The organism is Pseudoalteromonas sp. MMG022, from assembly GCF_021654245.1.
Taxonomy (GTDB): Bacteria; Pseudomonadota; Gammaproteobacteria; order Enterobacterales; family Alteromonadaceae; genus Pseudoalteromonas; species Pseudoalteromonas amylolytica.
Genome location: NZ_JAKFZQ010000025.1, coordinates 40413 through 65695, shown reverse-complemented (window position 1 = coordinate 65695; position 25283 = coordinate 40413). Strand labels below are relative to the sequence as shown.

Annotated in this window: 20 protein-coding genes and 1 pseudogene; 12 read left to right on the top strand and 9 right to left on the bottom strand. The window is 43.7% G+C overall.

Translation table 11 applies throughout. The features are described 5' to 3' along the window. Positions 1 to 162 precede the first annotated feature (162 nt). Together L1070_RS18030 and L1070_RS18025 are read right to left on the bottom strand one after the other, a co-directional pair. Positions 163 to 572: pseudogene (locus L1070_RS18030) on the bottom strand (winged helix-turn-helix domain-containing protein); the annotation flags it as partial. 731 nt (positions 573 to 1303) lie between these two features. After that, positions 1304 to 1948 (bottom strand): DUF2959 domain-containing protein, encoded by a 645-nt coding sequence (locus L1070_RS18025; RefSeq protein ID WP_237126603.1) that lies wholly within the window; start codon positions 1946 to 1948, stop codon positions 1304 to 1306. Between the two features lie 85 nt (positions 1949 to 2033). On the opposite strand from L1070_RS18025, the gene L1070_RS18020 reads away from it, so the two are divergent. The 3 genes from L1070_RS18020 (at position 2034) to dtd (ending at position 4399) form a co-directional block, all read left to right on the top strand. Continuing rightward, positions 2034 to 2927: a virulence factor BrkB family protein gene (locus L1070_RS18020; protein WP_237126602.1), complete on the top strand. Its 894-nt coding sequence runs from the start codon at positions 2034 to 2036 to the stop codon at positions 2925 to 2927. 15 nt (positions 2928 to 2942) lie between these two features. After that, positions 2943 to 3884: an alpha/beta fold hydrolase gene (locus L1070_RS18015; RefSeq protein WP_237126601.1), complete on the top strand. Its 942-nt coding sequence runs from the start codon at positions 2943 to 2945 to the stop codon at positions 3882 to 3884. A 77-nt stretch (positions 3885 to 3961) separates the two neighbouring features. Beyond that, the gene (dtd, locus tag L1070_RS18010; protein WP_070987971.1) at positions 3962 to 4399 is read left to right on the top strand and encodes a D-aminoacyl-tRNA deacylase; all 438 of its coding nucleotides are present in this window, start codon (positions 3962 to 3964) and stop codon (positions 4397 to 4399) included. Here the strand turns inward: dtd and L1070_RS18005 are convergent. Beyond that, the gene (locus tag L1070_RS18005; protein WP_237126600.1) at positions 4396 to 5157 is read right to left on the bottom strand and encodes an SAM-dependent methyltransferase; all 762 of its coding nucleotides are present in this window, start codon (positions 5155 to 5157) and stop codon (positions 4396 to 4398) included. The genes dtd and L1070_RS18005 overlap by 4 nt on opposite strands. Positions 5158 to 5242: 85 nt before the next feature. On the opposite strand from L1070_RS18005, the gene L1070_RS18000 reads away from it, so the two are divergent. Continuing rightward, positions 5243 to 6136 carry a bifunctional GNAT family N-acetyltransferase/hotdog fold thioesterase gene (locus L1070_RS18000; RefSeq protein ID WP_237126599.1) on the top strand — a complete coding sequence of 298 codons (894 nt, stop codon included), beginning with the start codon at positions 5243 to 5245 and terminating at the stop codon, positions 6134 to 6136. A 48-nt stretch (positions 6137 to 6184) separates the two neighbouring features. On the opposite strand, the gene L1070_RS17995 is transcribed toward L1070_RS18000, so the two are convergent. Beyond that, positions 6185 to 6994, bottom strand: coding sequence for a helix-turn-helix transcriptional regulator (locus tag L1070_RS17995; protein WP_070987875.1), 810 nt, complete (start codon positions 6992 to 6994; stop codon positions 6185 to 6187). A gap of 277 nt (positions 6995 to 7271) precedes the next feature. Here L1070_RS17995 and L1070_RS17990 point away from each other — a divergent pair, with 277 nt between their 5' ends. Then, on the top strand, positions 7272 to 8456 hold the full coding sequence (locus L1070_RS17990; RefSeq protein WP_239032332.1) for an MFS transporter: 1185 nt from the start codon (positions 7272 to 7274) through the stop codon (positions 8454 to 8456). 24 nt (positions 8457 to 8480) lie between these two features. On the opposite strand, the gene L1070_RS17985 is transcribed toward L1070_RS17990, so the two are convergent. After that, the gene (locus L1070_RS17985; protein ID WP_237126598.1) at positions 8481 to 9374 is read right to left on the bottom strand and encodes a LysR family transcriptional regulator; all 894 of its coding nucleotides are present in this window, start codon (positions 9372 to 9374) and stop codon (positions 8481 to 8483) included. A gap of 100 nt (positions 9375 to 9474) precedes the next feature. Between L1070_RS17985 and L1070_RS17980 the strand changes: the two genes are divergently transcribed. Together L1070_RS17980 and L1070_RS17975 are read left to right on the top strand one after the other, a co-directional pair. Beyond that, positions 9475 to 10665 (top strand): MFS transporter, encoded by a 1191-nt coding sequence (locus tag L1070_RS17980; RefSeq protein WP_237126597.1) that lies wholly within the window; start codon positions 9475 to 9477, stop codon positions 10663 to 10665. Then, a complete protein-coding gene (locus tag L1070_RS17975) occupies positions 10665 to 11186 on the top strand; it encodes a GNAT family N-acetyltransferase (RefSeq protein ID WP_237126596.1) in 522 nt (173 codons plus the stop codon). The genes L1070_RS17980 and L1070_RS17975 overlap by 1 nt, the downstream gene beginning before the upstream one ends. A gap of 40 nt (positions 11187 to 11226) precedes the next feature. Here the strand turns inward: L1070_RS17975 and L1070_RS17970 are convergent, their stop codons facing one another. Beyond that, on the bottom strand, positions 11227 to 11898 hold the full coding sequence (locus L1070_RS17970) for a LiaF domain-containing protein (protein ID WP_237126595.1): 672 nt from the start codon (positions 11896 to 11898) through the stop codon (positions 11227 to 11229). Positions 11899 to 12128: 230 nt separating this feature from the next. Beyond that, positions 12129 to 14171 (bottom strand): glycoside hydrolase family 97 protein, encoded by a 2043-nt coding sequence (locus tag L1070_RS17965; protein WP_237126594.1) that lies wholly within the window; start codon positions 14169 to 14171, stop codon positions 12129 to 12131. Positions 14172 to 14356: 185 nt separating this feature from the next. On the opposite strand from L1070_RS17965, the gene L1070_RS17960 reads away from it, so the two are divergent. Together L1070_RS17960 and L1070_RS17955 are read left to right on the top strand one after the other, a co-directional pair. Beyond that, positions 14357 to 14995, top strand: coding sequence for a methylamine utilization protein (locus L1070_RS17960; protein WP_237126593.1), 639 nt, complete (start codon positions 14357 to 14359; stop codon positions 14993 to 14995). Then, positions 14982 to 16217, top strand: coding sequence for a hypothetical protein (locus L1070_RS17955; protein WP_237126592.1), 1236 nt, complete (start codon positions 14982 to 14984; stop codon positions 16215 to 16217). Before L1070_RS17960 ends, L1070_RS17955 begins: the two co-directional genes overlap by 14 nt. 33 nt (positions 16218 to 16250) lie before the next feature. Here the strand turns inward: L1070_RS17955 and sthA are convergent, their stop codons facing one another. Together sthA and L1070_RS17945 are read right to left on the bottom strand one after the other, a co-directional pair. Next, positions 16251 to 17696 carry a Si-specific NAD(P)(+) transhydrogenase gene (sthA, locus tag L1070_RS17950; protein ID WP_237126591.1) on the bottom strand — a complete coding sequence of 482 codons (1446 nt, stop codon included), beginning with the start codon at positions 17694 to 17696 and terminating at the stop codon, positions 16251 to 16253. 35 nt (positions 17697 to 17731) lie between these two features. Then, the gene (locus tag L1070_RS17945) at positions 17732 to 18877 is read right to left on the bottom strand and encodes a fatty acid desaturase (RefSeq protein ID WP_070987891.1); all 1146 of its coding nucleotides are present in this window, start codon (positions 18875 to 18877) and stop codon (positions 17732 to 17734) included. Positions 18878 to 18984: 107 nt separating this feature from the next. Here L1070_RS17945 and fabR point away from each other — a divergent pair, with 107 nt between their 5' ends. From fabR to L1070_RS17930, 3 genes are all read left to right on the top strand, one after another. Then, entirely contained in the window at positions 18985 to 19590 is a 606-nt protein-coding gene (gene fabR, locus L1070_RS17940; protein WP_070987893.1) for an HTH-type transcriptional repressor FabR, read from the top strand. 292 nt (positions 19591 to 19882) lie between these two features. Beyond that, positions 19883 to 23140 (top strand): GEVED domain-containing protein, encoded by a 3258-nt coding sequence (locus tag L1070_RS17935; protein ID WP_237126590.1) that lies wholly within the window; start codon positions 19883 to 19885, stop codon positions 23138 to 23140. 105 nt (positions 23141 to 23245) lie between these two features. Then, on the top strand, positions 23246 to 25270 hold the full coding sequence (locus L1070_RS17930) for a Hint domain-containing protein (RefSeq protein WP_237126589.1): 2025 nt from the start codon (positions 23246 to 23248) through the stop codon (positions 25268 to 25270). Positions 25271 to 25283 lie beyond the last annotated feature (13 nt).

Sequence of the window (25283 nt, the reverse complement as noted above, 5' to 3'; positions counted from 1 at the left end):
CTTGCGCAAAAGCTACGGACTTCGTCCGTAATTTTGCACCCCAGCTTGCGTAAAAAGAGCGTATTCGCTTCGCTCACAGTCGCTAACCTTTTGCACCCTAGCTTCGCGCTTTGTCATTAAACATTTGTACTTTAGCTGCCATGTGGGGGTAGCCACTTATGTGTGCCAACTTGCACCATCGATTATCACAACAGCATGTCTTCCTACTGGTGTAGCTTGTGATATCTGACTCATGTGCAGCCTATGGCAGGGCATACTGCAGCAAATAAGTACCCATACTCAAACTGCTGTTGTTTTACAATCCTTGGCCGAGTGACTGTTCCAGCCCAAATGCGCGTAGTTGGATTTTGCTGGCCAAATTGAGCTTCATCCTGAAACCATGCGTTGATACGGTCAAAGAGGAAGGTGTTCTGGTGTGTGATGGCTCGTTTCCAGTTGGAAGTTTTTTTAAAAACTTCTTGGCTTTGTAATGATTGTTTTGGATGTTTCGAGCGACTTATGATCCAACTAAAACGAAGCTGCTTTAGTATTTTATAGACATGATTTAAGTGGTAATGAACCCCAAATTCAGTGTTTTGAGACGCTTTGCAATATCGGTTCTGCTATTCTCCTCATAAAATAATGACACCGCGAGCAAGCGCATGTGTTTTTGTGCGGTTGGTTCTTTTCGAGAAAGCGTTAAAAGGCTGCTCTGATATGTTTGGGTTCACGTTATTTAAGCTGTGATTTTATATAGGCTATATTAGAGCAGAGATTTAAGCGGATCGGTATTAGTACATTTTGTACCTGAAAAGGTTTTAAATTTTCATCATTGTGATAGGGTAAATAAGGGGATCGGTAAGCATTGAGGTCTCGCTTTTGTCAATTTTTCCAAAGGAGTGTGTGCATGAAAATTATTCCTACAAGTCCTTTAAAGTTAATAACTGGAGGCGCTGGCAGCGCTGGTGCTGGGGGTGGGATTGAACCACCAAGTCCAGGGCAAGGCTAAGTTGTGCAAGAGTAGAATATCCTACTCGATAGGGAGCTACTTCGTAGAGAGATAAGTCTTAACAAGAGAAGCCCGACTTGAAAGAGTCGGGTTTTTTCGTGCAGAATCTTTGTGACCACGAAGTGGCGACACAGAGAGTTCTGCGCAAGGTGAAGTAAGCAACCTTCACAGGTGCTAAGCCATAGCCCCTCAGCAACTGCTAAATTGGCTCATCCCACCTTGCACAAAGGAAACGCACTCACTGAGTTCGCTGTCGTTAATCCTTTGCACCCCAGCTTGCTCGAAAACCAAGAACTGCGTCGGTAATTTTGCGTTTTAATTCGTTGTATTCATCTGCTCTATAAACTTGTTCGAATCTTCAATAGAGCGGTTCATATCATTAATTAATGACTGAATATCCGTTTGTAAGCTTTTGAACTCACCTCGAATGGCGGCAATAGCTTGCGCATTTAGATTGTGTTTTAGATACAAAACATTATCTTTGAGTGATGCTAACACAGGTTGCATTTTTCTTTCGCTGCTACGCATTGAGCGAAGCAATCTATCAAATTGTCTCTGTGTTTGTTTGAGCTTTTTATCACTTTCTCTTTTTAGCTTTTCGCTAGAATATTGCTCTAGCTCATCTTGCCATTCATCAAACAAAGCTTCGGCCACGTCTTCTACTTTGTCGATATTGGCACTGACTTTCTGCGCAGACGCTAGACTTGACTCGTAATCATCGTTTAGTTGCTCATAAACAGCCTGTAACTCTTTACCATCAAAATTTATCAATGTGCTGAGGCGTTCGAGTGCAGATTGAAACTCTTGTTGTGATTCTTGTTGCGACTCTTTGGTATTTTCAACTCTATCTACAAGAATTTCACGCTTATGAATCCCTACCTTTTCCATGGCGGAGTAGTATGCGCTCTGACACCCTGTAAGGCCTAGGACGAGTGCGGTGACCAATGTGATACGTTTCATATTAAACCAGTTTGCTATTAATCTTGCTGTAAATTATGTAACTGATTGCTATGATGTGCAAAGAGTTTCCAAGAATTAGACGGCTATGAAGGTTAGGGTTGAACAATTGGTGGTGAAGGTAAAGCAACTTATTTTGATGCAACCGAAGTGGTGGCGAGACTACTTAAAACGCTGTGCTGAGGATCAGATCACGGTTAATGCTGGCTATCTTGCATATGTAACATTGCTGTCTTTAGTGCCTCTAATCGCTGTCGGTGTGGCAATATTTTCTGCATTCCCAGGCTTTGAAGATACCCGAATCGCGATAGAAAATTTTATCTTTAATAATTTCGTGCCTACCTCAACAGATAGTATTAAGTCTCATATTAGTGCATTTACAGGCAATGCAAATCAGATGACAGCTGTAGGTATTGGCTTTTTAGCAGCTATAGCGCTGTTACTGATAAGAAATGTAGATGCAGCGCTGAACAGAATATGGCGGGTTGAGAAAAAACGCCCGCTCATGATTTCTTTTGCAATTTATTGGATGGTTTTGACGCTTGGACCAGTGTTACTTGGCGCAAGCATAGGTGTGACCTCCTACATTGTTTCTCTTGTGTCTTTTGCAGACCAAGGGATCCCAGGCTTTAGCGGTTTTTTGCTAAAGCTATTACCCTATGTGATTTCAATGGCCGGTTTCATTATGCTCTATACTTTAGTGCCTAACACGCGTGTATCATTTCGAGCAGCGGTTCCTGGGGCGTTGTTTGCGGCACTATTGTTTGAGTTATCAAAGAAAGGGTTTGCTGCTTATATCAGCCACTTTCCTTCTTATGAAGTGATTTACGGCGCGTTAGCGACGGTTCCGATTCTGTTTGTATGGGTTTATCTATCGTGGATTGTAGTACTGTTAGGTGCTGAATTTACAGTTTGTTTAGGCGAGCATGAGCCTTGGTTTAAACACGACGATAAACAGATGGAGGAAGAAGGCACATATTAAGTAATGAGGTGAACAATGGCACAGGGCTATATCGTTGGAGAGGCATTGCGCAGTTTCCATTTGGCTGTTGGCGATGGGCATCAGATTTATGTTGAAGAGTATGGCAAACCGGATGGGTTACCTGTACTTGTCAATCACGGGGGCCCTGGGTGTGGTCTAAACCCAGAATCAACACAATATTTTAACCCAGAACGCTATCGAATCATTTTGTATAGCCAGCGCGGGTGCGGTGGTTCAACCCCTCATGAGTTGCACCATAATACACCTAACCACCTCGTTCATGACATACTTAAGCTGCTAGATCACCTCGAAATCAACAAGACAGTGATGGTTGGTGGTTCTTGGGGGGCAACATTGAGCCTTCTTTTTGCGCATAAGCACCCTGAGCGTGTTAAGGGCCTAGTGTTATGGGCGTCTTTTTTAGCTACGGAGCAAGATTTACAGTGGTTATATTCCCCGCAAGGAGCTGGAGCACAGTTCTACCCTGAAAGCTATAATGCGTTCAGTCAGGGTCTGCAAAGTGCAGAAGATGTATTAGCTTATTACAGTGATGCTTTACACAGTGATGATGAGTTATTGCAGCATAAGGCAGCTCATCATTGGCACGAATGGGATAGACAGGTAACCCTAGCGGCTTCTTTGAGCAGATATCACTTAGAACATGCTAATTGTATTACACAACAGGCAAAAATAATGTGTCATTATTTCAGTTCCGAAGTATTCGCCCAGTTACAGGATTTAGATACAGCGCCACAGGTACTTAAAGCGCTCCCTATTTGGTTTGTACATGGCAGGCACGATCTTGTATGTCGCTTTGCGCCTGTTCAGCGCTTAGCTGATGAGCTCAATGCCCAATTGTATATCTTGGACGGTTTAGGGCACAGTGGTGCCAGCCAAGCCTATTTTGAAGCAATACGCCGAGCTGCAGATCTTTTAGCCTGTAAGCTGCACGCATAACACTAGAACGACTCTGGTGATTGTATATCGATTGGCTTATAGTGATGCACTTTGTCGATATTGTAAAAGGGGCGTCTGTGCAAGGCTTAATTCAAAGAGTATCGTGTGCCAAAGTTGAGGTGGATGGCGAGGTCATTGGTGAAATTAAAACGGGTTTAGTACTACTGTTGGGTGTGGAGAAAGAAGACACACAAGCACACGTTGCCAAGCTATTGCATAAAGTAACTAATTACCGAGTATTTACAGATAATGATGGCAAGATGAATCTTAGCCTGAAAGATATAGCCGGAGAGCTGCTCGTTGTATCTCAATTTACACTTGCGGCTGATACACGAAAAGGAATGAGACCCAGTTTTTCATCGGCAGCGGTTCCAGAACATGCAAACGCGTTATATGAGTTATTTGTGCAGCAAGCTAGGGAGTTGGGTTTAAAGGTTGCAACAGGGCAGTTTGCTGCGGATATGCAAGTGACTTTGTGCAATGATGGGCCAGTAACCTTCAACCTTGCGGTTTAGCGTTTAATCGCGATGATGTGGTTAGCGTAGTCATCGACGGTTTCTACTTTTGGTTTTTTACCAAAATTAGTGATCAGTAAATGTTCTAGTCGCTGGCGTTGAGATGGATGTTCGGAAAGAAAGTTGATAAATAGCCAGCCATCATCATTGAGTGCTGCACGTAACTGTCTGTAAAATGGGTGCTGAAACAAAAATAGTGGCGCATCCATTTCACTGAATAAATCAAGAATAATCCAATCATACCGCTTGCCTCCAGATAACGCCGTATCGGCATCCATGCAAGCTACACTACACCCTTGCTCGCCACGGAAGTACTTTTTATAGCAATGTACTATGTCTGGATTGTTATCTACGGAAAGTACCTTACATTCAGGGTAAATGGCATGTAGATAATCTCTGATTGCACCTCCACCTAACCCTAGTTCTAATACCTTATTGGGTGTGGGTAAATCTTGCCATATCGCTGCAAGAGTTTGTAAATGAGGAAAAAGGAGCTGCTCTGGGTGGTCTTTCTCCACTACAGATTGTAAGGTGTCGTTGATCAACAACCAGCGCAAGGTTTTGTCTTGCCGAACTTGTATGCTGACATTGCCATGCTTGTGCCAATAAAGTAAATGACCTAGTTGGTGGCTCTGTTGCACAAATTGGTTGGCGATCGTGCCTTGGGCAGTCACAAAATTATGCATAGTAACATCAGCATAGCTCACGATCGTCGTAATGCCACTTTGTTCGGTAATTTTTACACTTGGCAATGGCATTCTACCAATAGAGTATGTTCAGTTTCTGTGATTTCTAGTATGGTCTATTGCTCATCGCCAAGAAAAATGAATAACAGGAGTATTTATGTTTAAGGTTAGCTCACCACAAAGCAGTGAAGATTGGCAGGCCTATTACCAACTACGCTGGCAAGTTTTACGCGAGCCTTGGGGTCAGCCTAGAGGCTCTGAGCAAGACGACTTAGAGCAAGAGTCTGAACATTTATACATCAAAGATAATGAAGGCAAAGTGCTTGCAGTAGCTAGGTTACACTTTAATACACAACAACAAGCACAAGTGCGCTATATGGCTGTTTCAGAAGCTCATCGAAGTCAGAACCTAGGCAGCCGATTATTACATGAGTTAGAGAAAATTGCTTGGCAGCAAAACGCAGAAGAGTTGGTTTTATTTGCCAGAGAAAGAGCGTTGGCGTTTTATGAGAACCATGGCTATCAGATGGTTGAAAAAGCGCATTTGGCTTACAACGATATCCAGCATTGGAAAATGGTTAAACAACGGCCCACTGAACCAGGCTGGTTTCGCCATCCAGAATGGACGCAAGTGTTACAAGATACTTGGAGAGAGTCGATACCTATTAGTGATGCGATGGGGATCAAGGTTGAGAGCTATACCAACTGGCAGTTTTCAACTCGTGCAGATCTAAAAGCGAATTTGAATCTTCACAACTCAATGTTTGCAGGCTCAATATATAGCATGGCAACATTAACGGGCTGGGGTGCGACTTATTTGGCATTAAAGGAAAAAAACTTAGAAGGGAACATAGTGCTGGCAGACGCTAATATAAAGTATTTGAAGCCGCTCACGACTGCGCCAAGTGCTTCAGTCTCAATTGCAGATTGTCAGGGCAACTTTGAAGACCTTAAAGCAGACGGCAAAGCAAAGTATATTGTACCTGTAAGGGTTCATGATGGTGATGTATTGGTTGCTAAGTTTGAAGGAACATTTGTAGTACTAAATTAACACGCAAGCTTGCGATGGCCTTGTGTGTTCAAGGCCTGAAAAAATATTCTAAGGGCGTTTTAAGTATTGGCCCGGTGTACAATTAAACACTTTTTTAAAAGATGTATTGAAAGCCGAGCTAGACTCAAACCCAAGTTGTTCAGCAATATGCTGCTGGTTATGACCAGCTTCTATCATTTCTACTGCTCTTAATGCCCTTAATTTTTGTTTCCACTGACTGAAGTTCATTGCAAAGCTTTTCGTAAACAAGCGATTAAGCGTTCGCGTCGATGCACCAATTTCTTCACCCCATTGTTGCAAAGTTTTGTGGCATCCTGGATTGGCGTGTAATTCACTGATGATTGGTAGAAGCCTGTCATCTTGCGCAGTAGGCATGAAAAATGAGCTGGTTGGTGCTGATTCAAGCCTATCTACAAATACTTGGATAAAGCGCAGTGTTTTGTCATCAAGTGCATAGTCTGTCTCCCAAGCGCATATTTCCAATATCATTGCTTTTAAGAGTTCATCTACATGTAGCAATTTTGCAGTGTTACCCAATAGTGGCGCATATTTTTCGTCGATATAAACACTTCTAAAATGTCCGCCATATCTGCAAAATGTTTCATGGGGTAAATTAGGGGGAAGCCATAGCGCTTGGTCTGGAGGGATCACGAAGTTTCCTTCGGGTGTCACAATACTGAGAACCCCGTTGCTGGTGTATGCAAGCTGTCCCCAGGTATGCTGATGTGTCTGAACGTGTTGCCAAGGTGGCATAGTACTGGCTCTTGGGTAAACCGGCCTACCTAAGCGTTTTAATTTGAAACGTGTTGCGATGCTATTCCAGTGAGCAGCGCTGCCATTGGGTTGGCTATTAACCATGCTAAGCCTCTACTTTCAGCATATACGTTACCTGACTTTAAGGCACTATAAGAGATTTTTGCTCTCAGGGTAAGATTTACTAAGATCCTTGCGTAAAAGCAAGTACGTATCAGTTTGCTATTTCTTACAAGGATGAAAGTAGCCACAGTAAAACACTGAAGATTAATGTGCAATTTGTCCGAACTGATAAATTATCTGTCTATAAATTGGATTTTGGTCACATTAACTAGGCAGTAGAATGAAACTGCTTATTTAATGTGCTTGAAGGAAAATAATAATGGAAGATATTCAACCTCGGTCAAGATGGAAGACACCATTTGGCTTTTTGACATTATCAACAATTGTCATGGCGGTGACATTTGCAGCTTGGACGGCTTTGCTAAACAACTTTGCAGTAGAAGCTGCTCAGTTTAATGGCGCAAATATGGGGATGTTGCAATCTTTGCGAGAGATCCCAGGCTTTTTAGCATTTACGGCGGTGTTTATCTTACTGGTTGTAAAGGAGCAAACGTTTGCCCTTATCAGCCTGTGTTTACTGTCTATTGGTGTAGCTATAACAGGTTTATTTCCAAGTATTTACGGCTTGTATGCCACCACAGTTCTTATGTCGATAGGGTTTCATTACTTTGAAACGCTTAATCAGTCCCTGAGTTTACAGTGGTTTAATAAAGATGAAGCGCCACAAAAGCTAGGTCAGTTGTTGTCTATTAAGTCTATGGCTTCGTTGCTCACTTTTGGGGTAATTTGGCTCGGTGTCACATTTTTATCCGCAAGCTATGAGTGGCTATATCTCGTGTTAGGAGGAGTAGGTTTAGCGCTGACATTATTTATGATAAGCGCATTTCCTCACTTTAAACAGCACAACGCACAACATAAAAAGATCATCTTACGAAAAGAATACAGCCTGTATTACTTATTGCTGTTCTTTTCCGGCGCACGCAGGCAAATCTTTATGGTGTTCGCTGGCTTCCTCATGGTTGAAAAGTTTGGCTTTGATGTGGCACAAATTACCATGCTCTACATGTTAAACCACGTTATCAACATTTTTGCAGCGCCTGTTATTGGTAGGATGATCGGCAAAATAGGCGAACAAAAAGCTTTGACCATAGAATACACAGGCTTGATGTTAGTCTTTACCGGTTACGCTTTAGTTGAGTCTGCCCAATTGGCGGCCGCTTTATACGTGGTAGATCATCTGTTTTTTGCAATGGCTATTGCATTAAAAACTTACTTTCAGAAAATTGCTCGCCCTCAAGATATTGCGTCGACGGCTGGGGTCAGCTTTACCATCAATCACATCGCGGCGGTGATTATTCCTGCAAGCTTTGGTGTAGTGTGGCTCTATGATAGCGCCTTGGTATTTTATTTTGGTGCAGCTCTGGCGGGCTGTTCATTGTTGTTGAGTCAGTTTATTGGCTGGCATTTAAGGCGTCATCAACCCCAAATGAGTGCGCCTCTTTAGCCGATGATCAAATATGGCCCGCGGTTACAGTGTGTGCTGCGTGGCCAGTTGCTGTTTGAGGTGATCGATAAATAACCTAGTTTTTATAGGAATGAATGCGCTGTTAGGGTAATACGCCCATAATTGCTTATTGGCGGATTTCACGTGTGGTAGTACAGGTACTAGTGTGCCCTCTTGTAGTTGTTTATGAATATACCCCGCGGAGATTAACATCAGTCCCATTCCTTGTATCGCAGCCTCAAGCATGGCATCAAGGTGATCGGACACAAAGTTGTAATCTTTGAAGGTGAAAATAGAATTGTCACTGAGCATGATATGGCCTTTCTTTTGATAGTAACTACTTAGCAACATTTTGTGACCGGCTAAATCGTCCACACTTTTAATGGCACTATGGCGTTGCAAATAGCAAGGCGAAGCAAACAGTTTCATTTGATATTCCAGTAAACAGGTCCCTTTGTGGGCGACTGAATCAAACTCATTATAATGGCGGGTGATAACGAGATCATGGTGTAGATCGGGTAGGGTACCGGGTGCTAGTACATTGAGCTGAATCTTGATCTGAGGATATTGTGCTAGAAAAGCCTGAATACTAGGCATGAGGAGGCTATTGCCAACCGCTAATGTCGCAGCTATTTTAAGCGTTCCCGAAGGGGTTTTATTGACCTCCTGTGAGTGCTCTAAAATATGGTCAAATTGAGCGATGAGTGATTGCGCTTTAGGCAACAACAAATGACCCGCTTCACTAAGTTGAACATGCCTTGTTGTGCGGATCAGTAAGCTTAGCCCCATTTGCTTTTCTAACCAATCGATACGTTTACTCACCGCGGATGAAGAAATATTCAGTTCCTCAGCAGCTTGTGTGAAGCTGCCGTATTCAGCGGTTAATATAAAACTTTTAGCTGCACTAAGCCAATCCATATTTATTCCTATGAGGACATAATGTTATTCCCATTACAGGGTTTTTTGTCAGCAAAGTAAAGCCTATAGTCATCACAGAATTTACACAGGTAAATAAATCATGTTGATCATCGCGATGTTATTACTGTCTAGTTCACAGCTCGCTAGCCAAATATTTTTCCCGGTATTACCACAGATTGCTGCAGACCTTCAGATGAGTCAGGGACTTAGCCAAATGATGATCACAGGTTATTTTATATGCCTTGGTTTATCGCAACTCGTGGTTGGCCCACTACGAGATAAGTATGGAGATAGGCAGGTCTTCTTAGCTGGGCAGTTAGTGTTTGTTGTAGGAAGTATTTGCTGTGCTTTGGCTACGAATACTGAGTGCTTTGCGCTTGGGCGCTTGCTGCAAGGGTTGGGTGCAGCAGCACCTTTACTCATCAGTCGTACCATTCTAGGGGCGGTGTACCGTGGTTCGCAGTTACGCGAGGCATTAGGCTACCTTGCAATGGTTGCCAGTTGTGTGGCTATTTTAGCGCCATGGTTTGGTGGAGTACTGGCGAGTTGGGCTGATTGGCAATTTGTTGCCTGGGCATTGAGTGCCTATTTGATGATCGTCGCCTTGATCGGGTACTGGCTATTACCTACTGAGTTAAGTAGTAACGTGGCGGTATCGTTGTATCCTCATCACATATTTAAACAATATCTGGCGTTGCTTAGCGCCCCTAAATTTGTAGCCATCGCCTTGTTTAAGTGGACACCAACATTTATCTACATGACGACACAGCTGTATTTTCCATTTGTTCTACAGCAGCAATTCGCACTGAGCGAAGCGCAATTTGGTAGTGTCATGATGTTGCCCATGGCTGGTTTACTAGTGGGGAGTTTGCTAAGTCGCAAGCTGCAGCGGCATTTAAATATGGCGTGGGTAACAGGTATGTTTTGGCCATTATTAGTGTTAAGTGGTGTTTGCTACATGTTTATGTCGTTTACGCTGTTGAATGCGCTGTTCGCCTACGGACTAGTCATGGTGATGTTTGGCGGGTATTTTGCCATTTATATTCAAATGCTCAGTGAACACTTTTGTGAACATGCGGGTAGTGCGAATGCACTAATAGGCGCATGTGAGTTGTTGCTGTTCACTGTGCTAGCTGTAGCGTGTAACAGTTATTTTATAGATGTGCCTAGCGATATGGCATGGATCACTTGGTTCATGGCGGTATTATTGGGCTGGGCGTGGTTGACCTTGTTCTTGAGCAAGTGGTCATGGCATAGATTTTTACTAGATAAACGAGCAAGGAGTATGTAATGCAGTTTAATACGAAGCGATTGGTAATAAGACCTGTGACGCCCGATGATTTGGCAGCAAGCTTTGAGCACCGAAGTTGTGCGCTCACATCTCGGTATATTGGCGAACCTGCAAGTTATGAGCAAGCTAAGCAACGTTTACTTGAGGGATGTAAACCTTGGCATGCACAGGAAAATGAACGCCTCGCCTTAGCCATTACGTTGCAAAGTAATGAACGCTTGATTGGGGAGTTAATGTTTAAGTACGTAAACAAGGAGAGTTTGATCGGTGAAATAGGCTATAGGTTACATAAAGATTATATCGGTCAAGGATATGCGTATGAAGCAGTCTCGGTGTTTATTGAGCACCTTTTTGTCGAGCAGGAGGTGATGAAAATAACCGCTTTGTGTGCGACTGAAAATACTGCTTCATGGAAATTAATGGAAAAGCTCGGTATGCAAAGAGAGGGGCACTTACGTCGTCACTTTCAATTGACTACACAACGAGCTGATGCTTATTACTACGGGCTGTGTCGTGAATAAAGTAACGGGGGAAGCTTCCCTCTCAACTTTTCATTGGCATTTAGCCCAGTTTACTTTCGTCAAACATTGATTTTAAACTAGTGGCAAACTGCTTCATTTTCTCTTGCATAGTTTTTTTCACGTAAATATCAATACTGCCTAGGATTACCTTTCCTTGAATATATAACCGAGGACGTTGTTTGGTGAGAGTATTGGTAGATAACTGGGAGCGGTTATTGCTGACATGACCCATGATATTAGTTGTATTGGTAATAACATCAATATTTTCAGGAATGATAATTTCATCGCTGCCCATTATACAGTTGACCTCGATGATCACCTCAGGGTGAGTAAAAACCGCATTTCTAAAATCTAACTCTGTGCTACCGAAATAGTTATTTAAGCGAATGTGCTTAGGAACCACCCAGTCCCCGCCACGATGATCTGAGCTTAGAATCGATGTGATGGTCAGAGATTCTTGATGTGGATGTGATGCGGTAAATTTTGGCTGCATACGCGCTTGCTTCTCACTGTAGTAGCGAGGGTCTGATTGTAGCGGAAGATCGGCAACCAGTTCTTGTAACTGACTTTGTTCATCAATTTGATAGGCTTTGTCTAACCGTCGCTCAAATGCATCTGCAGATAGCTCGCCATGGCTGTAATTTAAAATCAGCTGATCGATAACTTCTTCACGTACCGTTTCTAAAGGACGGTCATTGATTGGCACTGGCATTGTCATTTTCCTTAAAGCATATTGACTAAGAGAGTACGACTTTGGATGCAATTACTGAACCAAAGAAATTATATATTAAATATCATATGGTTAAATTTTTTTCAGGAAGTGAAATTAGTGAGATTGACTAACTTTCGTATCATTTAGCTAATTAGTATGCCGTTAAAGCAATCGTTTTGTCGTGCTAAAAAATGAAAGGCAGCACATTTGTACTGCCTCTCATGGGGAATTTAAATCGCCTTAAAGCGAATGGCTGTACCACCGCTGGTGGCAAGTTTTAGTGTGAGTTTGTCTTTTGCGCTAACAATGCGCTTGTTAATCGATATGTCGTAAGGATTGTGTTTCCATTCGGCTTGTTCGCCATCTTGGTAGATGTGTGCTTCGTACTTTTTGTTGGATTCTAAAAAGTCTAGTTTGATGTCAATACTACGGGCATGCTCGTCGGTGATAGCCCCTAAGTACCAATCATTCCCCGTATATTGGCCACGCTTTCTTTCTTGGCGGGCAAAAACAACGTAATCGCCGACTTCACCAGCCAAAGCGATACTGGTCTCCCAATCTGTGGGTACATCTTTAATAAATTGAAAAGCGTCAGGCTTTGCTAAGTAATTTTCTGGCAAATCAGCAGCCATTTGGATTGGGCTGTAAAGTACGACATAAAGCGCAAGCTGTTTAGCCAGCGTGGTTTGTGGGCGATTGGTCTTGTCTCCTAAACCATTGAAGCTCATATCAAAAATGCCAGGTGTAAAGTCCATAGGACCCGCCAACATGCGGGTGAAGGCTAGCATGGGCGTATGTTCTGGTGGATTAGGCGGTGTACCCCAAGCATTAAATTCCTGACCTCTTGCCCCTTCTCGGCTTAGCCAGTTCGGATAGGTTCGGCGTAGTCCTGTATCTTTGATAGGTTCGTGAGTATTAATGCTGATCTGGTATTTTGCTGCCAGCTTAACGTTATCAAGGTACTCATTCACCATGAATTGACCATCATGCCATTCATAGAGGGGATGACCGCGCTCATCAATACGTTTAATATTTCCGCCATCGGCAACGTAACCTGTTTTAACCTGACGCACTCCCGAGTTCTGATAAAGCTCAAAAGCATCATGCATTTGTTTTCTATAGTTGCTGACGTTGCCTGAGGTCTCGTGATGTCCTATCAAACGAGCGCCCACTTGTTTGCTGTGCTCACTGATGGCTTTCATATCAAAATCAGGGTATGCCTGCGTAAAGCTAAATACATCACCGTTGTAGAACCAATCTCCATCCCAGCCTATATTCCAGCCTTCAACAAGTACGCCATCAAAGCCATGTTCTGCGGCAAAACTTAAATAGGCTTTAGTTTGCTCTGTTGTAGCACCATGCTTTTCTCCGCTACCCCAAGTATTTTTGCCAATGTGCATACCCCACCAGATCCCCAAGTATTTACCGGGTTCGACCCATGATACATCACCCAATTTATTCGGCTCATTTAAGTTCAGGATCAAATGAGAATTCAAGAGGTCGATGGCTTCATCACCAATTTGTAGCGTACGCCAAGGTGTTTTAAATTTACCGTTTGTTTTGACCCGAATACCGTCTGACCATGGGGTTAGATCCGCGACAAACGTCCCCGGGCGACGTTGATTGAGGGTCATCGCTGCGTAATCAAGCAAGGCAGCTTCATGCACACTAACGTGCACGCCATCAGCATTTTTTAGCGTGAACGGAGTATGTACGTGCGCAGCCTGTTGTAAGGGAGTTGTGTTGTAAGTGTATTCATAGCGATTCCAGCCGCGTGCTGGGATCCACCAAGCTGTACTATTATGACTGTCGGCAAAGTTGAATTCAGTTAACTCTTTGGTTATGTACAAGGCGTTGCTTTGGTTGACTTCGTAACGAAACCCTAAGCCATCATTAAATACTCGGACTCTAAGTGTAAAGGCTGTGTCTTTGCTGTCTTTATCCTTAAACGTGACGGCCAGCTCGTTGTGATGATCGGTGACTAATCGGGCCTCACCCCATGGCTGCTGCCAAGTTTGTTGGTAACTGCTGGTGGCGCTAGCGCTTATTTCCAGATTCTCTTTCATCGGTGCTGCATGTTTGAATTCAAAACCGAGTTTAGAGGTATTCAGTAGTGGTTTGTTGTTAAACGAGACGTTGTACTGAGGCTGAGACTGGCTATCGGAGATGGTGAATTTGATAGCACCATCAGGAGAGTTAACCGAATAGCTTGCAGCTTGGATGGCAGAACAAAACAGGCCACTGGAAAGTGTGAGATAGCTTAGTAAGCGCATGGGATCCCTAATTTAGTTGGTGAATGATGCGTTACTAGCATACTGTGATGAGTACAGAAGGCGGAAATATCTGCATACGTATTCATTTTGAAAGGGATGGCAGCTATCATCGGTCTTATTGATTGGCAGCGGTTATTCCTGGCTATGCTCTATACTTAACTGCAAAGAATGCGTACGGACTACACATGAAGAAAATAATAATTTTGTTGGGTTTTATCTGTTTTTCTAGCCAGGCGCTTGAAGTCGTTGTCAGTGATGACCAAGGTAATGCTATCAAGGGAGCTGCGGTGTGGCTAACAGGCGCCAAATGGCAGGCGACGAGTGAGCAAAAAGCAAAAGTATATAGCATGGGTCAAAAAGACCGTGCTTTTGTACCGCACACTTTGGTGGTTCCCAGTGGCACGTTGGCGGATTTTCCAAACTTCGACTCAATACTGCATCACGTTTACTCTTTTTCAAAGGCGAAGTCGTTTGAACTAAAGCTCTACAGAGACAAACCCTTAGCACCAGTCAGTTTCACTCAGCAGGGGGTAGTAGAGTTAGGCTGTAACATTCATGATTGGATGTTAGGATACATTTTAGTAGTTAATTCAGGGGTATACGGTGTCAGTGATGAGCAAGGCAAGGTGCAATTGGCGCTGGACAGCTCACAGTTAGGTAATGCGCAGTTAAATGTATGGCATGAGCGCTTTGAAAACCTAGACAGCCCAGAAAGCCAGTTGCTGACGATCACTCATGTATCTCAAGTTGTGAACTATCAAATTCAACAAACACTGCTCGATAGACTGGAGTTTTTAACGGATGATACAGATGAATATGAGTAGGGTCGTGGCCATATCTGTCGCCACTATGTTGAGCCAATTCACGCAAGCTCAGGAAATCACAGGAAAACTTCACGGTTTGATTGAGGCCACCGCTACCAAAACCAGTGATGATCTAGCGTGGTTGCGACAAGGCTGGGGAGTCGCCAGATTTGATGCTGACAGCGATGTATTTAATGTAAGTCGAGCGGCATTAACTGGCAGAATGGACTTCAGTTCTGCTTGGTCGGCTCATGCCGTAGCGCAATATGTGCCTGAACCTGACCACAAACTGGGCTTCACTGAAGCCTATATTCACTATCAGCCTTTGGCTCGAGGTTATCAGTTTAGTTCAAAAATAGGCGGGTTCTACCCGCGTATGTCGCTAGAAAATCCGGCGTTTGGTTGGTCTTCTCCCTATACGTTCAATTATTCTGGCCTTAATGCGTGGCTGGGGGAGGAAGTGCGTACATTCGGCGCGGAATTTGAGCTTAAGCGTGCAGCGAGACGATTCCGTTCCAAGCATGATGTCAGCGTTATCGGAGCATTGTTTAAGGGCAATGACCCCGCTGGGACGTTGCTCGCATGGCGTGGCTTTGTGCCTCACGATAGACAATCAGTATTTAATGAGCGTATTGCCTTTGCGCGGGTTAAATCACTTTATGCACCACAGCTTAGGTTCCAAGGCCAATATGTTGATCCATTTAGTGAAGTAGATGGTCGCTTTGGGTATTACATTGGCGCGCACTGGAGCTATCTTAAACGCCATAACCTACGGGTCTATTGGTATGATAATAATGGTGATCCGAGTGCGGTTAATTACAACACAAAGCAATATGCTTGGGATACAAAGTTTTGGTCTTTAGCGTGGCGCTCCAAAGTGAGTACGCAAACCCAGTTTATTACACAGGCTATGTATGGAAACACCGCGATGGGACCTAGGCGTGGAGTTGATAACGACTTTTACAGTTGGTATGTCATGTTGAGTCACACATTCAATGATTATCGCATAAGTGGTCGAGTCGAGCAGTCAAAAGTGATGGATAAGGACATTTGGGCATTTGACCCAAATGCCAGTTTTACACAGGGGATTACATTAAACGTGAGGAAGACGCTCTCTGAAACTTGGCAAGTGGGTGCAGAGTTTCAGTTTATCGATTATGAAGCCGAATCTCGACCTATGGCCTATCTACCGCTAGATTTGAATGAGCAAGTCTGGCGTGTCAGTGCTCAGTATCAGTTTTAAAAAAGCGCCAATTTGGCGCTTTTCGTTGTTGAGTTAGTCACATAAACGGTTTAGACCGTTTAGCGCTGCAACTCGGTATGCTTCGGCCATGGTTGGGTAGTTAAAGGTCGTATTGACAAAATATTCGACATTATTACCTGGCCCTTTTTGTTCCATGATGGCCTGACCGATATGCACAATTTCAGAAGCACGTTCGCCAAAACAGTGAACGCCCAGTAACTCTTTTGTTTCAGCATGGAATAACAGTTTCAAACTGCCCACTTCCGTTCCTGTAATTTGTGCACGTGCCAAGTGTTTAAACTGGGCTCGGCCAACTTCATAAGGGATCTTAGCCGCAGTTAATTGTTGTTCCGTTTTACCTACCGAGCTCATTTCTGGGATGGTATATATCCCCGCAGGAATATCAATGATGAGTTTGGCAGCGCATTCACCATGGGCTATGGCATCGGCCGCGATTCGGCCTTGATCAAACGCTGCGCTCGCGAGACTTGGATAGCCAATCACATCCCCCACAGCGTATACATTTTCAATCGAAGTTTGGTAGTTCTCGTTGACCTTTAGCTGGCCACGACCATCCGCTTGCAGGCCAATGGCTTCTAAGTTGAGGTCGTCGGTATTACCCGTGCGACCATTAGCGAACAAAATGCAGTCCGCTTTTACGCGTTTACCTGATTTTAGATGCAAGATCACGCCATCATCACGGGTTTCGACTTTTGCAAAGTCTTCATTGTGACGGATCACGATGCCACTGTTCCAAAAGTGATAGCTCAAGGCATCGGATATTTCGGCATCCATAAATGCCAGTAGCCTGTCTCGGGTATTGATCAAGTCTACTTTTGCGCCCAACCCTTTGAAAATAGAAGCATATTCGCAGCCGATGACACCCGCTCCGTAGATTAAAACGCGCTGAGGGTTATGTTGCAAACTTAAAATCGTATCACTGTCGTAAATTCTTGGATGTGAGAAGTCAACACTAGGTGGCCGATAAGGGCGCGAGCCGGTGGCAATCACTATGGTGCGCGCAGTGAGTAGCTCTTGTGAGCCATCGATATGTTGTACTTTTATCGTGTGTTTATCGACAAAGCTGGCATCACCTTGGTAGAGGTGAATACGATTTCGCTCGTAAAAGCTACTACGTAAATTCGACTGTTTTGATATAACGGTACTGGCGTGATTGAGTATGTCTTGAAAAGTATGGCGCTGTGGCTTCTCGGTAAAGCGGTACAGCGGATTTGCCTTGTACTCGATAAGACGGCTGACGGAATGGCGAAGTGCTTTAGAAGGAATGGTTCCCCAGTGTACACAACCGCCACCAACCGCTTGCTGGCGCTCAATTACAGCAACTTTTTGGTGACTTTTTGACAAGTTCATCGCGGCCCCTTCACCTCCAGGGCCTGTGCCGATTATGATTGCATCATACTGAAATGTTTCTGCGGCTGTTTCAGCGCTATTTGCAGACTTAGTTTTTGGCTTAGCCACGGCCTCTCCTCATTCTTGTAAGAGGCCGCCAACTCCTAGCTAAAAGAGGGTTTTAGCAGCCTCGCATTTAATGCTAACCATGCTTGTTTTTGTGTTTGCCAAGCCGCTTCCAACTCTTGATATTGTTTCATGAGTGCTGACTTATCACAGTGTTCAAGCATAGAGTCTTTTTTCGCTTCAATTAACTGTTTTTGTACAGTACAAAAGGTCTGAAGCTTTTTTAGAAGCAATTCATACTCTTGATGTAACAATGTAAGCTTATCTTGCGCCAAAGGCAATTTTGCTAGACGGACTTTGGTTTTCAATAGCAAAGTTTCAGCTTTTGCTTTTTCAATTCGCTCAATGGGTGTGCGTTTCAACTTTGTTGCAAGCCCCATAGCTGCCAGAGCGCGTATCATCCACTTGGTTGGATCGTAGTGATACCAACGAACGCCATTGCGGTAGTCGCTGGCAAAGATGTGGTGAAAATTATGGTATCCCTCACCATAGGTGAACAGTGCTAAAAAGCCATTGTCACGTGCGGTGTTTTTTTCTGTGTAAGGTCGAGTCCCCCAAATATGTGCCAGTGAGTTGATGAAAAAGGTAAAATGTTGACTCAATACCAGTCGTAACACCCCAGTTAATATCAGCATGCCTAATATCTCCAACCAACCATTAGAGAAAATAGCACCTAATAGCAAAGGAATACCAATATTGGTAAGCAGTACTAGGGTAAGATAATAACGGTGTTGGAACATTACAATCTTGTTACGCTGTAGATCCCGAGCGTTACTGTAATCGCTATAGCTGTCGCCCTGATAATCCCTCAGCATCCAGCCAATATGGCTGTACCAAAAGCCGTTAGTTGCCGCATAAGGGTCTTTGATAGGGTCATCTACTTGTCCGTGGTGAATACGGTGATCGCTACTCCAATGCAGCGCACTGTTTTGTAGGGCAAAGGCGCCACCAAACGCAAAAATCCATTGTATTGCAGGGTGAGCATCATAGGCTTTGTGTGCCCACAGACGGTGATAGCCCGCAGTGATCGACAATCCCGCGTAGAACATACAAGCAACGAAGGCAATCCAGTGGGTGGTGGTAAAGCCGTAGGTTATGCCATACCAAGGCACTAAAGTTATCGCCGCCAAAAATGACAGGCTAAAAAATAATACATTGGTCCAGATTAAGGGTGGTTTTTTCATAATTTATTAATTTCAGCGTACAGTTGTACGCTAAAATAATATTTCATTCTATCGCCGTCAAGTATTAGACTTGAGATCGTTTTAAAAAATCGCGATTGGAGTTCAGGATGTCGGGTGTTCGCGCACAACAAAAGCAAAAAACTAGGCAAGCATTAATTGAAGCTGCCTTTAACCAACTCAGTGCAGAACACAGTTTTTCTAACCTTAGTTTGCGTGAAGTGGCGCGTGAGGCAGGGATTGCACCTACGTCATTTTATAGACACTTTAAAGATATGAACGAATTAGGGCTAACGATGGTTGATGAGGCGGGGCTCACTTTACGGCAACTCATGCGCCAAGCTCGCAGGCGCATAGCCAGTGGGGGGAGCGTGATCATCACTTCCGTTGAAACGTTCATGGAGTTTATAGACACCTCGAGTAACCAATTTAGATTGCTGCTGAGGGAGCGCTCAGGTACATCCAAAGCATTTCGTGCAGCAGTTGCGCGTGAGATCAAACATTTTATTCTTGAGTTGGCGCACTATCTTGAAACAGAAACTCCCTGTGATAAACATCATGCTTATATGCAGGCAGAAGCTATGGTTACTTTAGTATTTAACGCAGGTGCCGAGGCGCTAGATCAGGATGCTCAACAGCGCGGTGAGTTAACAGAAAGACTAATCTGGCAATTACGTTACATTGCCCGTGGTGCAAACCATTATGGGGGCCAGTAATTAATTAATACCGACTGGCGGTATAATGCTATCACTCGGTTCTTCACATTAGTGTGGTAAACAACTCATACTTATTAACCAAGTCACCGTTCCTTTATTAGGTCTTTTTTTGAAGACTCAAATCCAAAGGAATTAAAAATTCCATTCATTTCAAAGTTGTGGGAATAAGGTAAATAACTTCGCACTTTATTGTTATTTAATTGTAAAGTTCGATGTATTACTCTAAACCCGACAATAATTCTATGAATGCTGTGATTAAGGAAATCACAACATTTTGTTTCAAGGAGTAGATATGAACAAGCTTACCGCTTTATTTGTGAGTGGTGTTGTCTGTGCCGTAGGCAGTGCTCAAGCCGCCCAGCAACACTCGCTCGCAAATCAAAGTCAAAACTGGCCTTTGCTTAAGTTCCAGTCTTCAACCAGTGAGGGCTTTCAAATAGCCGATACACGTTCTAACACACCAAAGCTACGGTACGAGCTGTTAGACACTAAGGGTACAAAAAAGCGCTTTTTACACTATCAAGTGTATGTTGACCAATGGCCGGTACTGGATAGCCGCTTTGTCGTTATTAAAGACGAGCAGGGGAATATTACCCAAGGTTTAGGGCAAATAATCGTCGCTGAGCAGAGTGAGCAAATAACGGTTCCAAAACGTTTTCAACTGAGTGACTCAGCACTTGAACAACAAGTGATTTCACAATTGCAACTAGATGACGCGAATGTCAGTGTGCAAAGAGCTTACCAGCTGGTCTTCGACAAGCTCAAACCAGTATTACAAGTTCGGGCTACGCACGCAGATAAAATACATCAGTATGTATTGGATGCGCTGACATTAAAAACTCTAAAAAGAGAAAATGGGTTAAATGGATTGGCAGGTGATACGCTCGTTGCTGGTGGCGGTATCGGTGGTAACGAAAAGTTAGGTGGCATCTGTTATTCGCCTTCACCTAATAGCATGACAAACTGTCTGCAGTACCAATATGATAGTTTTACGGATAAGCCACAAGAATTGGTGTTCAACGCTGCTGGCAGTGCTATTTTTAGCGAGTTTTCTGGTTATCCTTTTGTCGTGACAAAGTCCGGTGACACCTGTCATTTGGAAAACCCGTACGTACAAACCATTGATTATATGAGTAATCAAACTGATGCAGCCAGCTATAACTGTGCCACTGGGAATGAGAACTTCGATAAAAATGCGATTGATGATTCGTACACGAGTTACTTCAGCTACTCAGGTGTGAATGATGCGCATTTCAATGGTGGTTTGGTGATGCAGTATTACCATACTTTACTCAAAGAGCTGTTTAATCAAGACCCTAACTGTCAGTCAGGTAGCTATTGTTTACGCCAGTTAAAGCAAAAAGTAGGTAACAACAGTTTTGGTAATGTTCAGGCTAGTTGGGATAACGAGTTCGTCAACTACGGGACTGGTAACTATGGTGCGACTCATTACTACCACACTACTTTAAGTATTGTTGCCCATGAAGCGAGTCATGCAATCACATATTGGAACAGTGGTTTGGGTGCAAATGGCCAAGATGGTGCGATTAATGAAGCATTTTCTGACATGGCCAGCGTAGCGTTATTAGATTACTTAACCCTACATGCTTCAGGTAATTTTACCACAACGACACCATATTTGGATTGGACCCGAGATGACAACGGTGGCTACGGCGCAAATCGAAAGTGGTGGTATGGTTGGGATGTGCTCTACCAAAGCTCTGGCACGCGATTCTTCGAAATGCCATCTTGGGATGGAAAAAGCATTGACCACTTCAAGGATTACGAGGCAGGTCAGTCTATCTATGCAACTGCGGGTGTGTTGAGAAAAGCATTTTATGAGCTGGTAAAAAGACAGGGTTGGTCTATTCAAGATGCTTTCAAATTGTTTCTTAAGGCCAACGTCAACTGTTTCTTCACAGGGGCAAAAATTGAAGATGCGGGATATTGTTTATTAGAACAGGCTGACAGCTTTGCGCATTTGAGTAATGCACAAGAAGTGCGTAAGCAAATCGATGAAACCCTGCACTCTGTTGGTATCGTCGCACAAACCTCTGATTTAACAACATTAGAATTTGGCAGCGACATTAAATATGACACTATGGGCTATGATTTAAGTGCCACACAAGCGGATGACATCGAGTCTATATCGGTTGACTGGGGCGACTCAGATATCGGCACTGAGACATGGCAGCGAAGCAGTGGCACGGCAATTTACCCATTTTTGTTTAGAGAGAAGCAGGTTCAACCGGGCAAACTATTGCGCTTGAATCTACAGGTTCAGAAAACAAATGGTGAAGTGTTGCATGGCTTCAATCACTTCTTTAGTCGTGAGGTTAAAGCGTCCTGTGGTCCACAGTTTAGCCCTGCAACTGTTCATACTACATCGGCAGCTATCAATGGTCAGCAATTTACCTTGGCAGATCAGGCCTATCAAAGTTTATTGGACAACACGATTACCCTTAACAGTAACAATCAGCACAACATCGACTTAGGCGATGGCGTTATTAACAAGAAAGTGAGCGTGCTGGTTGATGTGGATCGCAATGGTATCTTCAGTGCAGAAGAAATGCTGGTAGATAATCAGACCATGAACACAGGGACAGTTACCTTCTCATTGCCTGATGCGCTTTCTGATGGAGTAAGTTTGCTTCGAGTAGCCGTGGGCACTGACTACGCTTTCTACGATACGTGTGGTTATGCAAGAGGAGCGCAAGCATTCGATGTTAAAGTTAACATTGAAACGCCGGAGCTGCCATTGTCAGCGGATTTTGGCTATGAAGTTTTGGAAGGCAACCAAGTACAATTCACTAATACCTCAACTGTTAACAGTTCTCGCCAACCAAGCTACTTCTGGCAATTTGGTGATGCTGGTAAAACATCTACCAATGAAAACCCTGGGGTGATCACCTATTCGCAAGCGGGTAAAAGCTATGATGTAAAACTAACGGTTACGTATAACGATGGAACTAACACTTCGGATGAAATCACAAAAACGGTGGTTGTTCCAGTGCCAAGTTGTACGTCGCAGGTTATGTCAGAGGGTGATCCTTCAGCATTCTACATAGACAAACTCTCAATTCGTACCGGTGGGTTAAGTTATAGTTTTGATAACCCAGCCTCTGGATATACCACACAGGGCTATGATGAATTCAACACTAACTTGAGATTCAATACCGGTAATGAGCTAAATATTGATATCCATAGTAATGAGATAGCTTGGAGCACAGCCAACTGGTATTTGAGAGATGTGAATGACCGACTACGCTTTACCATCTGGCTTGATAAAAACCAAAATGGCATGTTCGAAGCGGGTGAAAATAACCAATCTAACCCAACATGGAATTATGCTAAGAGCTGCTCCTATGTGACGGGCAAGTGCCGCATCAAGGCTAGTCAGTCGATCCCACTGAATGTAAGTGAGGTTGAAAGCGGTGACACGGTACTAAGAGCAAAACTTGAAGAGCTACCGGGTTACACATTGGGCTCTGACGGATGCAAGGACTTCCGATATGGTGAAGTTACCGACCTAAAACTGTTTATTCAGTAATCACTTTTATAAATCGCAGTAAGGGTTCCCATGTACAGGATACATGGGACTCCTGAGCGCGCGCTCAAAAAATATGATCAACAAATATAAACTAAAGGAATACCGATGAAAATCTTAAGCTTATCAATAGCTCTGGCGCTGGGGGCAAGTTCAGCGCTAGCTCAGACCTCTGTACCTCACTTAGCTAATCCGATCAATGTGGAGCAGCCGAATATACAAATTGAGCCTGCATCTTACGTGCGTTCAAACTTGGTGAATAAATCGCACAATGCTCGCTTAAAAGCACGTTTGGCTAAATATGGTTTGACGAAAAAAAATCGTCCGCACCTATATAACCTGATTGATAATCAGCTGTATCAACAAGACAAGTACTCAGAGTCAGGCGTCGTAGCGCAAAGTTATGGAGCGACCACGACTGAGAACTGCGAAACCCACCCGTCGAATGTTTGTTCATTCTTCAAACATATGGGTTTTGAAGTAGCAACATTACCTGGTACAACAGAAAAATACTTGGTCGTATCTGCACTTAATAGTGAGCGAGTACCTACTAACTACACGTTTATTGACCTGACGCTGGTAGACCAAAATGGCCGCTCGATCACTTTACCTCGTTATGCTGAGTTTTTCGGTGATGGTACAGAACAAAAGCGTAAATCTATCTACTCAGCGGTTAAAGTAGACAGCGCTATTGAGACCATTAAAAATGCAGAGCGTATTTACGCGGATGCTTGGGTGACGGTGGTATATGAAGATGCTAACGGCAATGAAGTCATTGAAGATAGAAACTCTAAAGTGGAGTACCCACGCGAAACATTACTTGCGATTTTAGGTTACATTGAGCCTGACGAAACCTTGCAAACAGAACCAGGTTTAATGTCGACAGCGAGTATCGGTGCGAGCACATTCGCTGAAATGCCAGCGCCTACTATTCCAATTGGATCAAATGTTACTCACCCTGCTGATATTGCGACAGGTACCGAGACAGAACCCAAGATCATCGTATGTTTGAACAGAAACTATGGTGACTGTGACTATGAAAATATTTATCCATCAAATACACCTAATGGCGATATGAAGTTAAAAGTTCCATTCATTGGTGAATACGTGATCATGGGTAAAGTTAAGACGATTTATCGCCCAGACTGGACAGAACTAAACGTCGTTGAAAATACAGATGGTAGTTTATCGCTAGAAGTGGGTGAAAAAATCACTAAACCTGCTGAGGCAGAGCGTGGTTCTAACATCTTTATTCAAACCAAAGAAGGCGGTGGTGCAACAGAAATTGCAGGTAACCCTTATAGCGAAATCGAGAATTTCTTCGCGGACCGCATCGAAGTGGAATATATCCCATATCGCACACGTACATTGACTAGGTTGCATTGGAATATCACACGTAACGAAGGTGTATTTGGCGATGCGACTCTGTATGGCCGTTATCAAGATGCTAACTGGATCATGAACATTGCAGTAGCTAACGAACCGCGTCCAGGTTCAGCGCCAAGGCTTGAAACTATTGTTATCGGCTCAACAGGCATGGGCACTTGGGAAGACTTAGACCATCCACCAATGCAAATCGTTTACAGCTGTTTGGCGAAAGGCAGCATGATCTTGCTACCTGATGGCTCTGAAATGCCAATCGAGAAATTGAGCGTAGGTGACACGGTATTGGGCGCAAGTCAATACAGCCCTAACATTCGTTTACCGCTTGAAATCAAAGACATCTCTATTGGTGTTGAAGCCATTCCTATGGTGAAACTAACAACACGTGAAGGTAAAACGTTGTTGTTAACAGAGTCTCACCCTGTGATCACACAGGCGGGTCAGCCTGTATGGGCGAAAGACATCAAAGTAGCTGATCAAATTCAGATGCATGGTGGGTTTGGATTCATCACTAAGGTTGAACGCGTGAAATACAATGATGCGGTTTACAACCTGAAACTAGGTCGTACTAAGGATGATCCGAAGCACCGTGTGAATGAAACATTCAGCATGTTCGCGAACAGCGTTCAAGTTGGTGACTTAGCAACACAAAGTGCTAATGAGTTCAAAGAAGTTGTTGAAACTGAGCAGGATGTACTTATCCGTCTGCCAGAAAGTTGGCACAAAGATTACCTAAATAGTAAACGATAAGTTGGACTGGCCC